This window comes from Kiloniella sp. (assembly GCF_048259265.1).
In the GTDB taxonomy this organism is placed as follows: Bacteria; Pseudomonadota; Alphaproteobacteria; order Kiloniellales; family Kiloniellaceae; genus Kiloniella.
In genome coordinates this window covers 117,942-131,153 of sequence record NZ_JBLXHT010000006.1, presented here as the reverse complement: position 1 = coordinate 131,153, position 13,212 = coordinate 117,942, and the positions used below count along the sequence as shown (strand labels likewise).

Below are 13,212 nucleotides of genomic sequence, written 5' to 3'. Positions count from 1 at the left end.
CTACAGACCGTAACGGTCCCAATGAGCGCGTTCTTCAACAGCGGCCATCACACCACCAGCAATATCAGCGGCGTTTACACCACTCAAACCTGCCAGTCCGGCCCCTTTCATAAGGGCATCACCGCCACCAAGGCCCAATTTAGCCTTTAACCAGCTACGCTTGCCTTCGACTTTGATGAGTTTAACCTTTTCACCAAATTCAAAACGCATGATCTGATGCATTGATCCCAGACCATCGATCAAACCGTACTCTTTGGCTGTGACACCTGTCCAGAATTCACCTGAAAAGATTTCTTTTTCATCAGCCTTGAGCTTACCAGTCCGGCGTCCTCGTACCCAATCCATAAAGTTTTCATGGATCTGGGTCAGAATACCTTTCAGGCGTTTGACATCTCTGGGGCTTTCTTTTTCAAAAGGATCAAGCGTGGATTTAAGATCACCAGCGGTGCGTACGCGGCGTTCAATACCATGTTTCTTAATCAGTTCAGGAAAACCAAATCCCGAGGAAATCACCCCGATGGACCCAATCACAGATGATTCCATGGCATAAATTTCATCGGCGGCACAAGCCAGCCAATATCCACCCGAAGCGGCCACATCTTCGCAAAAAGCATAGACCTTTATTTCATGTTTATCTGCCAAGTCCCGGATCAAGCGGCCGATCAGATCAGATTGAACAGGTGATCCCCCGGGTGAATTGATCGACAGGGCAACAGCCTTGATATCATCCATCTTAAAAGCTTCGGTCAATTGATCTTCGACAGAAGCAAGAGTAAGACCAGACCGCATTGGACCTGCGGCACCGATCACGCCATGAAGCGCAACAACAGCAACCTTAGCAGGGGGATTGCGAAAACATTCGATAGGAAGTTTAGCTAATAGCTTTTTAAGCTTCATAATGTGCCTTATTAAAATTGTTCCAAAAACTTGTAACCGTTGAAAAGAAATCCCACAACCGTGAACAGTCGGTCTTTATGAACCAAAAGCGAAAAATCTTTTCGCCCTTAAAGTGGGAGTGCCCCTCCCCGTCTTAAAGCCCCGTCAATTACATCTGTATAAGAGCCATCTGTTTTGTGCAGTTTATGTCCTGCGGAAATCATCATCGGCTTCGATATTCCTCGCCGCGCCCGTACGATAACACGCTTGGCGGGCTGTCCTTCGTAAGGCCATAGCGGACACACTTCGATTGCCCCTGCTTTTTTTTCGCGAAACACAGACAGGATTTCATCCAGACGGTCCGCCCGATGAATAATTGTTACTGCACCTTTTTGCTTCACCAATTTCAAAGCCGCCAACATCCAGTCTCGCAATGTTGCTTCACCTTCGTGATTTGCCAGCAGCTTTATTGGGTCAGGTGATGCATGTGATGATCCTTTGGGCATAAAGGGGGGATTGCAGATAACCTGATCAAAAGACCCCAGAGCCAGATCATCCGGTAACCTCAACAAGTCGCCGTTCACCAAAGACCAGCGATCGTGCAGGTGATTTACGTCTCTGTTTTTTTGCGCAATTTGAAACAGAACGGGTTGCAACTCCAAGGCTGTGACCTTTGCCTGAGGCTCTCGCCCCATCAAGCATAATCCCGCGGTTCCAACACCACTGCCAAGATCCAGTATTTTCGCACCTGATTTGACCTCAACTGTTGCCGCTAATAGCACGGCATCAATGCCCGCCCGATATCCCTTGGCAGGTTGGAAAACAGTCACTTTTCCACCAATAAACTCATCTTCGGTCAGGGCAAAATCCTTGAGAAGGCTTTCAGGAAACCTCTTGGGAAGATCCGGCATTAGATATCTCCCTCAATCTCACCTGCATCGTGTAAGATCCGACGTGCCCGCAAGGCATCTTCTTCTAACACCATAACCCTACGCTGAATAGCTCCAATGGACCCTTCGATAATAGATGCATGTTGATCCAAAACCGCGCACTCTATCCCCCCATCAGACAGTAATGCCTGAAGCCAGGAAATTTTAACAATGTCATTGGTACGATAGATTTCAATCACACTCGATAGCCCGTTAAGATCCAGTATAAAGACAACACACATCAGAACAGAACATCTTACGCAGAACCAGGGAAAGCGAGATCAGCAAAGGTCTTCTTATATTGTTCTTTGCTGGAACCTATCGTTCAAACAAGCAGGCGGCAAGAAAAGATCACAAACAACTTACCCCCACCTTCTTTACCCCCGTCGGTATTCGATCAATACACGACTAAAATTAAACATTGTTACTGAATAACCACTTCCCGTGGAAAAACCTTGCCCGTTAAAAAAATGCCGGTGAATAAGCCCTGTCGGAACATCCATTTCCGACCAATGTCAGAACTCACCCGCGAGAAGATGTTTCTTTTGGTCAATCGCCGAGGATAAAAAATCCATACAAGCCCGAATACGACCAACCTTCCGTAGATCAGGATGCGTCAGAAGCCAAAGTTCATTATCAAAGCCATCAAGTGGCGTCTTCAAAGCCAGCAAACTAGGGTCTATTGCCGCCATAAAACAAGGCAAAATAGCAACACCACCCCCATGACGTACCGCATCAGCAACCGCCAGCAAACTATTATATCGGGTTTTCACCTGCCCGTAGAGGCCATTGCGTTGCAGCCATTTATAGATCCTTAAATGAGCAAGACTTTCATCCGGGCCAATCCAGTTCAGGTCCCTTAATCCATCAAGACTTTCGATTTCACGATTACCATCCAGTAAATATTCATGATCTTGAACACGTCCATAGATCCCGACCCGAATATCAGCCATCTTTCTACCGACCATATTATCCGGACTCTTTTTACTTGGCCTGATGGCTATTTCGGCTTCGCGTTTATTTAAATTAACCAACTCATTCGAACAGCCAATTTCAAGCTCTATGTCAGGATATGCTTTTTGTAGATCGGCAAAGACTGGGGAAAGAAAGTTTATTAACAGCGTATCCGTCGTCGTTATTCGGACCAAGCCACGTGGTTGCAGCTCTTCCCCTAAAATTTGTCGCTCCAGCGCGACAAGATCATGATCGAACTGTTCTACCCTGTGGGTTATGGCTTCACCTGCGGCCGTTAAAACGTACCCGTCCCTGTTACGTTCGAACAACTTAGCTTCCAGCTTTTCTTCGATATGATTTATGTGCCGAAAAACGGTTGCATGACTAATCCCCAACAGCCGCGCAGCACCCGAAAGCGATCCCGCCTTTGCCACAGCCAGAACCGTTCGTAAATCACGCCAATATTCACCCTGTTCATTCATGCAAAGATAATTTTCATATTCATATAATTGAACTCCACAAATGAACAGATTAAATCATAACAAGCAGAAGGACAATTACCTTCCATTTAATTATGCCCATTTAATTATGCCAATCGCTCTGGATTATCCAATAACTGCGGATTACCCAATAGCTCTGGCCATAAAATTTTCCCTGAAACAGGAGAAACTGATGACAAACAATAACCAAACAAAAGAGTTCAGCGACGGGCAGATTGATCTCGTCAGCTTTTCTCTTTGTCCTTATGTACAAAGGGCAATCATCATTCTTGATGAGAAAGAAATCCCTCATAATCGTACCTACATCAACCTGGCCGATAAACCCGATTGGTTCAAAAAGATATCTCCGCTTGGAAAGGTGCCACTATTACAGACAGAACAGGGCGTTTTATTTGAATCAGCCGTCATCGGTGAATATCTGGACGAAGTAACAACAGGATCGCTTCACCCCATTGATCCCTTTGAAAAAGCACGTCATCGATCATGGATTGAATTTGGCTCAACAATCCTTGCTGCGATCGCGGGCCTTTATAGCGCACAGGACAGTAAAGCGTTTGAGGATAAACGCGCCGTTATTACCAGCAAGTTTGAACAGCTCGAAGTTCAATTAAGGGATACGAACTTTTTTTCCTCGGATAATTTTCAGTTCATTGATGCCGTTTATGGGCCTATCTTTCGTTATTTCGATACATTCGATCTATTTATGTCGGATAACTTTTTCGCAACCACCCCACGTGTTCTAAAATATCGACAAAACCTGTCGATACGGCCCTCTGTTATTCAGGCCGTGCCTGAAGATTATCAAAGCAGATTAATCGACTTCTTGCTCAAAAAAGATTCTCACCTTTCCCGAATTATCAACAAGAAAGCAGCCTGAACAAACTATTAGCTTGGCTACACTTACTTAGTGCCAGCCAGTAACAGGCATAGCGAGAGATCCAATCAGAGCAGGCAATCAAATAAAGAAAAATTTTAGACAACTGATTGCCTGCTCAGATTACCTCTCCCGACTATCTGCCCCTGATCTCCAATGCCTTAACCTTTATGTTCACAATCAAAATTTTATCCACTTATCTGTTTCTTAATCATCACACTGGCATAAAAATACCGTTATCCCGCTTATAAAATACTGTTATCCGGTTTACTCCCCTAGCCCCTTCCTATAAGAACGACCTATCGGGAATAACGGTTCTGGGATAGCCATCAGGGAATACGATCGGGAAACTACGATCAATACATAACATTCCTTTCGCTTTCATAGACCTTGGTAATTATTAGGGGAAGAACGTGGCCATTGCTGCGGATGTAAAATCTGATCAAAAAGATCCTGACGTCACCTCTGGCCCCGGATCTAAAAATAGCGGATCTCAAAACGACATGCAAAAAAACGGTGTGCCCAAGAATGGCATGGACGTCCTGATGGACCTCGTATCCGACGACTTGCAGGCTGTGAACGCCTTGATCATGAAGCATATGCAATCCAATGTGGTTCTCATTCCACAGCTTGCCGGGCATTTAATTGCTGCTGGCGGCAAAAGATTGCGCCCCTTGTTAACGCTCGCATCAGCACGTCTTTGTGGCTACCAGGGTGACCGACATTTCGGACTGGCCGCCTGTATCGAATTCATTCATACAGCGACGCTTTTACATGATGATGTGGTCGATGAAAGTGACCTTCGTCGCGGACGCGACACAGCAAACGCCATTTTTGGTAACAAGCCTAGCGTTCTTGTGGGTGATTTTCTATTCAGCCGTGCCTTTCAGCTTATGTCCCGCGACAGTTCTCTCGAAGTCATACGCATTCTCTCAGATGCCTCAGCCATTATTGCTGAAGGTGAAGTGCAACAGCTAATGACAACAAATGATCTGGAAACAGATCGTGATGCCTATCTGGAAGTCATCAGTGGCAAAACGGCTGTTCTTTTCGCGGCATCCTGTCAGCTTGGTGCCGTGGTTGCAGAACGCCCGAAGAACGAAGAGCAGGCACTGGAAAACTATGGTCAGTATCTCGGTATTGCCTTCCAGCTTGTCGATGACATCCTTGATTATTCTGCCAAACAGGCTGCCTTGGGCAAAACTGTCGGGGACGATTTCCGCGAAGGTAAAATGACCCTGCCCATCATTCTCGCCTATGAACAGGCAAATGATGAAGAGAAAGCTTTCTGGAAGCGCGTCATTGAAAATCTTGACCAGAATGACGACGACTTGGACACAGCAATCGCCCTGTTGAACAAATACAACGCGCTTGAAGATAGCATGGCAACAGCCCGTGATTATGTTGAAAAAGCCATAACTGAGCTAAATATATTCCCGGATAGCCCAGAAAAATCCGCCCTCATTGGTGCTGTACAATTCTCAATTGCCCGAGAATTTTAAGAAAGAGCTTTAAGAGAGATTTTTAAAAGCACATAAATTCTATACACCCCAAACCATTATGCCCAAACTATTAAGCATCGAATATATCAATAACACTTAATGATATTATGGGTGGTATTAGGGGCTATTCATTTTGGACTTGTCTTTCTCGATTATCTTTTTGGCCTCCTAAGAGATAGGCAACGCCCGAGAGGTATTGTTATTTCAAAGGCATCACGATACCCTGCTTCCCGCGACACAACTCTCTCTTTATTTAGGCTACCTGTCGCAGCACTTATCACAAGAGGTCGTCAAACTTCGGTTCACCTGACCTTTCTGCAAAGGGAACAGTTATGTCCGTTGAGTTTTTGATTACATCACTTGTCGTGATCCTCATACCCGGTACAGGTGCCATCTATACCGTCGCAATTGGACTCTCCGCAGGGCGAAAAGCATGCCTTGCTGCTGCATTCGGATGCACCTTGAGTATTTTACCTAGCCTGACCGCCGCTGCTTTCGGGGTGGCTGCAATTCTTCATACAAGCGCACTGCTTTTTCAACTTATTAAGTTTTGCGGTGTGGCATACCTTCTCTATCTTGCATACCAAACGCTGCTGGATAAAGGCTCGATAGCGCTTGATCAAAAAAAGGATATTCCTGTCAGCAAACGAAAAATCATCTACACAGGCATATTAATCAACGCCCTCAACCCCAAACTATCCATTTTCTTCCTCGCCTTTTTACCACAGTTTGTCGATGCAAAGTCAGCAACCTGGATGATGGACACCATTACCCTTGGGCTGGCTTTCATGGGCATGACCTTTATGGTCTTTATCGTCTATGGCTTTTTTGCTGCTTTTGTCGGGAATTTTGCCTTAAAGAGCGAACGCTTTATGCGCTGGTTCCGCCGAACAACAGCTGTTGCCTTTGCCGGGTTTGGTATTCGGCTCGCGTTTGCTGACAACAGTTAAGCTTTATTCCCATTCATTGAGCTCTTTAACAAAGATCCTGACGCCAGAAGAGTGGTTAACAACAATTAACACTCTGTCAATCAGGATGATTTATGCTGCTAAACCTGAGTGTTCGGCCAATAAAGCTGGTCAGGGGAGAGTTTGGTACGACAAGGCATGAATAAATTCAAAACTACAAAGGCGGTTAGCCGCTTAAGCATCATACTTGCTATATTAGTTCCATTGGTCTTCATCAGTATTGTCATGCTGAAAAACCAAAAGATCCCGGCTGGCTTTGAGATCGTAAAGTTTGGCGGCATTATGCTTGGTATCGCCATCGCGGTGTGGATTGCAGTTCGCATGACAGCGATGCTCGCCACCATCCTTGGTGATTGGCTTGACCGTATTCTCTCAAAAGCGCTTGGCAACAAAAAACCGGATCAAGACGAAGACAAAATCGGGTCCCACGCCAACAACGTGATTGATGCCGAAATAGTGGACGAAGAGACATCTGACGGCGTTTGGCGGAGTAGCGATACCAACGGCAAAGTAGAACCCGATTGGGCCAAAGCAACAATGGACCCGCATGCTGCCCTTTCATCCCCCCAGAACACCGCGCAAAAACAAAAGCGCATTCTTGCCCCACCTTCAAAAACAACAAAAACCATCATGGTTGCGATTGCCTTTGTTGTGATCTTTGGATTAATCAGAAATTTGTTTGATGACGAATGGTTTACACTACTCGCACCTATTCCCGGATTATGGGCCATTATCAGTTTATGGCGGATCTGGGACCCCAAAAAGGTTGATAAAACAACACAGAATTAACTTGGCCCCAGTAGAGCTTCAACTGTCTGATACAGAAAATCCGACTTAACCAGTTTTTCATTTAGACAATTCTCAGCTAAAGAGCATCAGCGGCCATTTGCATTAGAAAAACTAATTCATAAATATAATTTTTATCGGCTTGCCAGATTTTACAATCCCTTTAAAGTCCTCCCACGGTCAATAAACAATACAACGCAAGACCTAAGCTGTATAAAGCACACGAACTTTCTGTAACAGGACACCCTATGTTTCTCGTTGAAATCGCGGCCCTTTCTGCCGCCACCTGCTGGGCCGTTGGTAGCATTGTATCTGTAATGCCCGTAAAGCGCCTTGGGACCATTGGGTTTAATCGTGTTCGCATGCTTATCGTCTTTGCCATGCTTGGTAGTTACGTCACGATTTTTGGTGGCTGGGAAACAATCCAGCAAGACCAAATTGCGGAAATCATGCTATCAGGTTTCATTGGCATTTTGCTGGGCGATACCGCGCTTTTTGCAACAATGAACAGGCTTGGCCCTCGACGCACAGCCATTCTCTTTTCCACAAATGCCCCCATGAGCACTCTGTTGGGCTGGATATTTCTGGATGAAGCTTTGCCACCCATGGCGCTCTTGGGGACAATCCTTGTCATTGCCGGGGTTATTCTTGCCATTGTCTATGGTAAACGCCGCGATCAGCTCCATAAATGGGAAGCAATTAAAGGGCCGCTGATTATCGGGGTTGGCATCGGTTTGGTTGCTGCCCTGGGACAGTCGGTTGGCTCTCTTATCGCAAAACCCGTAATGGCATCGGGGGCTGATCCCTTTGCAGTATCAGCCATGCGTGTAGGCATAACAGCTATTGGTTTGGTCATTTTATGCTCTGCGCCTGTTCAAGCATTCAAGCTAAAAACCAAACTAGATGGACAGATCATTACCCACATTGTTATTTCTGGCTTTCTCGGCATGTTCGTCGGGATGACTTTGATCCTTTATGCCCTGTCCAAGGGGGATGTTGGTATTGTCGCAACCTTATCTGCGACAACCCCAGTTATCATGCTTCCCTTGATGTGGTTCAGAACCAAAGAACGCCCGGCAATCGGCGCATGGATCGGGGCTATGATCGTTGTTATTGGGACTGGCCTTATCTTTATGGGTTAGGCGAATCCCTAATTTAGTTGAATAAAACAAGACTAATTAATCCAAAAAGATATTTTTAATCTTTTCGTCATACGCTTGTATTCCTGACCTCATATGAACCGGGAAGACAAATGAATATAATAAAAAAAGCGGGGTTCCGTATTGGGCACAGATTAATCGCACTGATTGTCTTTGCCTCATTGGGCCTACTTATCGTCGGTGGAGTTTCTCTTAGCAGTTTACGAAGCGATCTTTTCCAGCAAAAACAGACCGAACTGAAACACATCATTGAATCTGCGATCAGTTTGTCTGACGGATATTATAAACGCGCCCAAGATGGGCAAATGTCAGAAGAAGAGGCTAAGAAAGCTGCTTTAACGGCGATCAACGGCATTCGTTACGGTGATAGTGATTATCTATGGGTCAATGACAAAGATTCAGTAATGATTATGCACCCGATCAAACCCGCTTTGGAAGGAAAAGACCTTAGCAAACTAGAAGATAAAAACGGCAAGCTAATCTTTCCCGCCTTTGTCGACGCTGTAAACAACTCGGAAACAGGAGCTGGTTTTGTTGATTATCTTTGGCCAAAGCCGGGATCTGAAAACCCGGTTGAAAAGCTGTCCTATGTCCAAAAATACACCAATTGGGGCTGGATAATAGGCACTGGTGTTTACATGGATGACTTTGACGCTGCCTTGTTGGAACGGACCCAACTCCTTATTGGTATCATGCTTGCTGTCTTGTTGATAACAATTGTAATCTCCGTTGGTGTCACCCGGAGCATCACATCACCTCTAGGCAAAATGACCCAAGCTATGATGGACCTTGCCCACGGCAAAACGGACACAGCTGTTCCTCAACCCAAATTTAACGATGAAATAAAAGACATGGCTTCAGCGATGGAAGTCTTCCACGCCAACGCTCTTGAACGTGAACGCCTACAGAGTGAACACGAAGAACAGCAACGCCGTGCCAATGACGAAAAAAGAGCTATGCTGGCCGAACTTGCCAGTAACTTTGAACAGTCTGTTGGCGCCCTGACACAACAGGTCGCAAACAGTGCGGTGCAATCCAGCGCAGGCGCACAGGAAATGGCTGCTATTGCCGGTGAAACCAGCAGCGAAGCCAGCGCCATTGTCGAAGTTTGTCATGTTGCGTCAAAAAGCGTTAATGCAGTTACCAATGCATCTCAGCTGTTAACAAGCTCTATTGAAGAGATCGACACACGAGTTCGCGAGTCTTCGACAGTTGCAACCGAAGCTGTTAGTCAGATTAAGAAGACAAATGAAGAGGTCGAAGGCCTTTCCGAAGCAGCGCGTAAAATTGGTGATGTTGTCGGTTTGATTTCAGATATCGCAGAACAAACCAACCTGTTAGCACTCAACGCAACAATCGAAGCAGCCCGTGCTGGTGAAGCAGGAAAAGGCTTTGCCGTTGTGGCGTCCGAGGTGAAATCTCTGGCAACACAAACGGCAAAAGCAACCGAGGAAATTTCGGAACAGATCACATCAATGCAGTCAGCCACTGGGGCGGCTGTTGGGGCGATTAAAGGTATTCAAGATATTATTACCAAAATCGATGAGATATCTGGTACAATATCAGAATCAGTAGAACGCCAAAACCAAGCGACGCAAGATATTGCACAGAATGTACAAGAAGCGTCGTATAGCACAGGACAGGTTACGGATACTATCGATCGCGTTCGAAGTACTGCCGAAAATGCAAATGCTGCGGCACAGGCTGTGGAAGGTATGATTATCCAAATGACTGATAATGCAGACCAACTAGGTAAAGAAGTCGAAGCTTTTTTAAGCAAGGTTAGGGTCGCTTGATCTCCATCCCCTAATTTTTGTTTAATGAGCAGGCCCCGATAAATCCCCCCATCGGGGCCTGTTCTTTATCTTCATCAGTCAGTTCTTTAGACAATACAAGCCACCCCCTATCGCCCCATAGACCTGTTTGCTGACATATGGGCGACAAAATCCTGTCCCCCCAACAACCCAACTAAATGCGGCACCATCAGAACAATAACAATCAGCGCAGCAAACTGTACTGCTGTAGGAGAAACCCAACGGATTGTGCCCGGCACTCTGGGTCTTTTTGCCCACCACCCCGCCAAAAGGATCACGACGAGACCTGCCAACATTATGGCAAGGGTAAGGATTAAATCAGGACCGGGCATTATCGTATCTTTGAACAGCGAAAAACATATCTGTTCGATTTATTCCTCCTGTAGGGTGTTTACAAGACCTTACATCTTAAAAGGACGGAAAGCTCCTCAACATCATCCCAAAAGAATAGGTCAGATAATATCCACAAACTTTTAGACAAAAATGAAACTTCATAGCCGAAAATTGGCTCAAAATATAGGCGAGCAGAATAAATAACAAAAAATAAGCGGCCCGTTTAGAGGCCGCTTATCATCAACTGTTCGTCATCTTAAATCTAGATTAATCAACCCTGTATCAGGCGGAATACTGCTGTAGTTTTGTGACCAGATATTCAACTTCGTTTGGACTTAGCTCATCATCCGGTAGCTCAAACACAGTCAACAAGCGTTCCAACAGACGGCTGGCGAAAATCTCACGATCATTGCCTTCGCCACTGTAATCCATTTCCCGATAAAGCCTGATTGCCGCCGCAACAAAGGGGAAATAGGCCATCAACATGCCCGCTTTTTTATAAAGAGACTTCAGACCAAGTTGCCCGTCATCATGGATAAGAGCCTGCGCATTGGTAAGGCTAATCCCCGCCAATTCAGCCATGGCCGTTTCAAAGAACATCATGTCACCGGAACAAAGCGCCCGCAAAACCAGCGAAGGTGTCAGTTTACCACCTTTATGAAGCTGCTTAACAAGTTTCTCCAGCTCTTCCTGACTTGATCCCTCTTTCAAAAGAGACACCGTCGCACGTTCCCGAACCTGCAGTATTAGGTTAGCTGCCTGGTCATAATCCAGTTCGTGGCGACTGACGATATAATGTCTCAACCGATCAGAAAGTGAATTCATAAGACGTTCAGAAACAGAGGCTGGTAACGATGGTCGTCTGGAAAGAGAGCCCGCAACGATCTCGCTTTCCTTGTAATCAGTCATCACACGGCCATACCCTTGCTCGGTTATTGCCGCACCTTCATTTGCAACCAGCTTTGCAACTGCGTTCTCATTACCAGTGTCGATAACAGCATCAGAGACAGCCTCGGAAACACTTGGACGCAAGGCAATTGCTTCCTGTTTCGCCGCACTTTCTGATTTAAGGATGTTAATCAGGTCTTCGTCAGAAAAAACATCAGAAAACTTGAGCACAGGCAAAGAAACCGATTCAACATCCGCAGCCATAGCAAGCGCGACATCTTTGGGAAGATCATCCGCAACTTTAAGAGAATTTGCCAGGGCTTCCCTGACAACAATTTCAGCATCTTTCACCAATGCCCGAAAGATCTCTTCCGCGACAGATTTCTCTTCCTCGGTAAAATCCTTTGCTTCAAAATGCGAAGCAACTTTGATTGTGGTCTCTGCCCTCACCTCTGGTGAAGAATTTGCCAATAATTTAGCTACATCTTGCTGCGTAAGACTCATGGTTCTCCAGCTTCTTTCAAACCGTTGGTTACTAATCCGGCATGGATTGAAAACATTTCATGCATCATTATGGTCATAGCCAGTTAATTCATGCTTAATAAAAAAATAAAATACTGTTGATTTTTTATTTTCTTCGCTGACACATCAAACATTAAAAAAACAAAAAATAACCATTTAAAATCAATATTTTAAACAAATAACTCTAAAAATAAAAAGTCATTAAGTACTTAAAACTAATATATACCGATAAAAAAATATCTTAAAAAGCAGAAGTCAATGCACTGTTCCAATCTGGCAACCCATAAGATTTCATAATCTCTGGAACACGGCCTGCTTGCACCAATTTCCGCATTTTTTGATCAAAATATTCCATAGCTTTGAGAACAAAAGCCCGTTTCTCTAAATCAGGAGTGAAAGCCATATAAACATTCGCTTTTGAAACACAGCCCGCAGGGACAATTTTATTTGCGTACCCTTCTTTCCCTAGCGCATAAATCGTTGAGTTATAGGTAAAAAGAAAACTATTTAACCTTCCCCCATCAACCATACGAAAGCTAAGAGGTAAGTAACGGGGACCATACGTTAAAAAATGAAAACCTTCTTTATTCTCAGCAATGAAATCATTTAATTCTTCAATAGATGTATCCTGGGCAATACCAATCATCTGCCCCTTTAGCGATGCTTTACCCTGATAGGTCCAAGCCGATCCCCGCGACGCAAAAAAACACATCTTTTGGGCTCCAACTTCTTCTTTGGGATACAAAAGGTCCGGGGCTTCGGCTCTTGCAGGTGACAACAAAGCATGGACTTCACCCGTTCTGGCCATATGAATGGACCGTGACCAAGGATAGGTCACAACCTCTAATTCAAAAGGACTATCTGCAAAAATTTCTTTAACGGTGTCCATGATATACCCCTCTTGCTCACCCTCGGGGCAAAGCTGTGGGCACCAGTCAATAGACGCAACAACCAGCTTTTCTGGGCCATCAGGTGCAGAGGCAAACACAGGATAAAATCCTGACAGATATGCGAAAAGAAAAAACGCCGATATAAGTTTAAATATTGATCCAACAGGCATCAGCTAAAGCCACCCTGCAATGGGGAGAAAATCAATTCTCGCAAGA

At 45.2% G+C, this 13,212-nt stretch carries 13 protein-coding genes; 6 read left to right on the top strand and 7 right to left on the bottom strand.

All coding sequences use genetic code 11. The annotated features are described in order from the left end of the window. The 4 genes from ACN0QW_RS11440 to ACN0QW_RS11425 all read right to left on the bottom strand — a co-directional run bounded on the left by ACN0QW_RS11440 (window position 1) and on the right by ACN0QW_RS11425 (window position 3,241). Window positions 1-897, bottom strand: a complete 897-nt coding sequence (locus tag ACN0QW_RS11440) for a S49 family peptidase (RefSeq protein ID WP_299379365.1) — start codon at window positions 895-897, stop codon at window positions 1-3. A 107-nt stretch (window positions 898-1,004) separates the two neighbouring features. Further along, window positions 1,005-1,787, bottom strand: coding sequence for a tRNA1(Val) (adenine(37)-N6)-methyltransferase (locus tag ACN0QW_RS11435; RefSeq protein ID WP_417431589.1), 783 nt, complete (start codon window positions 1,785-1,787; stop codon window positions 1,005-1,007). After that, window positions 1,787-2,005, bottom strand: a complete 219-nt coding sequence (locus ACN0QW_RS11430) for a DUF2007 domain-containing protein (protein ID WP_299379359.1) — start codon at window positions 2,003-2,005, stop codon at window positions 1,787-1,789. The genes ACN0QW_RS11435 and ACN0QW_RS11430 overlap by 1 nt, the downstream gene beginning before the upstream one ends. 315 nt (window positions 2,006-2,320) lie before the next feature. After that, the gene (locus ACN0QW_RS11425) at window positions 2,321-3,241 is read right to left on the bottom strand and encodes a LysR family transcriptional regulator (RefSeq protein ID WP_417431586.1); all 921 of its coding nucleotides are present in this window, start codon (window positions 3,239-3,241) and stop codon (window positions 2,321-2,323) included. Window positions 3,242-3,431: 190 nt separating this feature from the next. Between ACN0QW_RS11425 and ACN0QW_RS11420 the strand changes: the two genes are divergently transcribed. The 6 genes from ACN0QW_RS11420 to ACN0QW_RS11395 all read left to right on the top strand — a co-directional run bounded on the left by ACN0QW_RS11420 (window position 3,432) and on the right by ACN0QW_RS11395 (window position 10,345). After that, window positions 3,432-4,136, top strand: coding sequence for a glutathione S-transferase family protein (locus tag ACN0QW_RS11420; RefSeq protein ID WP_417431584.1), 705 nt, complete (start codon window positions 3,432-3,434; stop codon window positions 4,134-4,136). A gap of 500 nt (window positions 4,137-4,636) precedes the next feature. Further along, the gene (locus tag ACN0QW_RS11415; RefSeq protein ID WP_417431810.1) at window positions 4,637-5,635 is read left to right on the top strand and encodes a polyprenyl synthetase family protein; all 999 of its coding nucleotides are present in this window, start codon (window positions 4,637-4,639) and stop codon (window positions 5,633-5,635) included. A gap of 332 nt (window positions 5,636-5,967) precedes the next feature. After that, the gene (locus ACN0QW_RS11410; protein ID WP_417431582.1) at window positions 5,968-6,585 is read left to right on the top strand and encodes a LysE family translocator; all 618 of its coding nucleotides are present in this window, start codon (window positions 5,968-5,970) and stop codon (window positions 6,583-6,585) included. A 156-nt stretch (window positions 6,586-6,741) separates the two neighbouring features. Continuing rightward, window positions 6,742-7,392, top strand: a complete 651-nt coding sequence (locus tag ACN0QW_RS11405) for a hypothetical protein (protein ID WP_417431580.1) — start codon at window positions 6,742-6,744, stop codon at window positions 7,390-7,392. 245 nt (window positions 7,393-7,637) lie between these two features. Beyond that, entirely contained in the window at window positions 7,638-8,531 is an 894-nt protein-coding gene (locus tag ACN0QW_RS11400) for a DMT family transporter (RefSeq protein ID WP_417431578.1), read from the top strand. Between the two features lie 110 nt (window positions 8,532-8,641). Further along, entirely contained in the window at window positions 8,642-10,345 is a 1,704-nt protein-coding gene (locus ACN0QW_RS11395) for a methyl-accepting chemotaxis protein (protein WP_417431576.1), read from the top strand. A gap of 107 nt (window positions 10,346-10,452) precedes the next feature. On the opposite strand, the gene ACN0QW_RS11390 is transcribed toward ACN0QW_RS11395, so the two are convergent. The 3 genes from ACN0QW_RS11390 to ACN0QW_RS11380 all read right to left on the bottom strand — a co-directional run bounded on the left by ACN0QW_RS11390 (window position 10,453) and on the right by ACN0QW_RS11380 (window position 13,094). Continuing rightward, window positions 10,453-10,695, bottom strand: a complete 243-nt coding sequence (locus tag ACN0QW_RS11390; RefSeq protein ID WP_417431574.1) for a hypothetical protein — start codon at window positions 10,693-10,695, stop codon at window positions 10,453-10,455. Window positions 10,696-10,978: 283 nt separating this feature from the next. Continuing rightward, complete coding sequence (locus ACN0QW_RS11385) at window positions 10,979-12,088, bottom strand: DUF2336 domain-containing protein (protein WP_417431572.1); 1,110 nt, start codon at window positions 12,086-12,088, stop codon at window positions 10,979-10,981. Window positions 12,089-12,347: 259 nt separating this feature from the next. Continuing rightward, a complete protein-coding gene (locus tag ACN0QW_RS11380; protein ID WP_417431570.1) occupies window positions 12,348-13,094 on the bottom strand; it encodes a substrate-binding periplasmic protein in 747 nt (248 codons plus the stop codon). Window positions 13,095-13,212 lie beyond the last annotated feature (118 nt).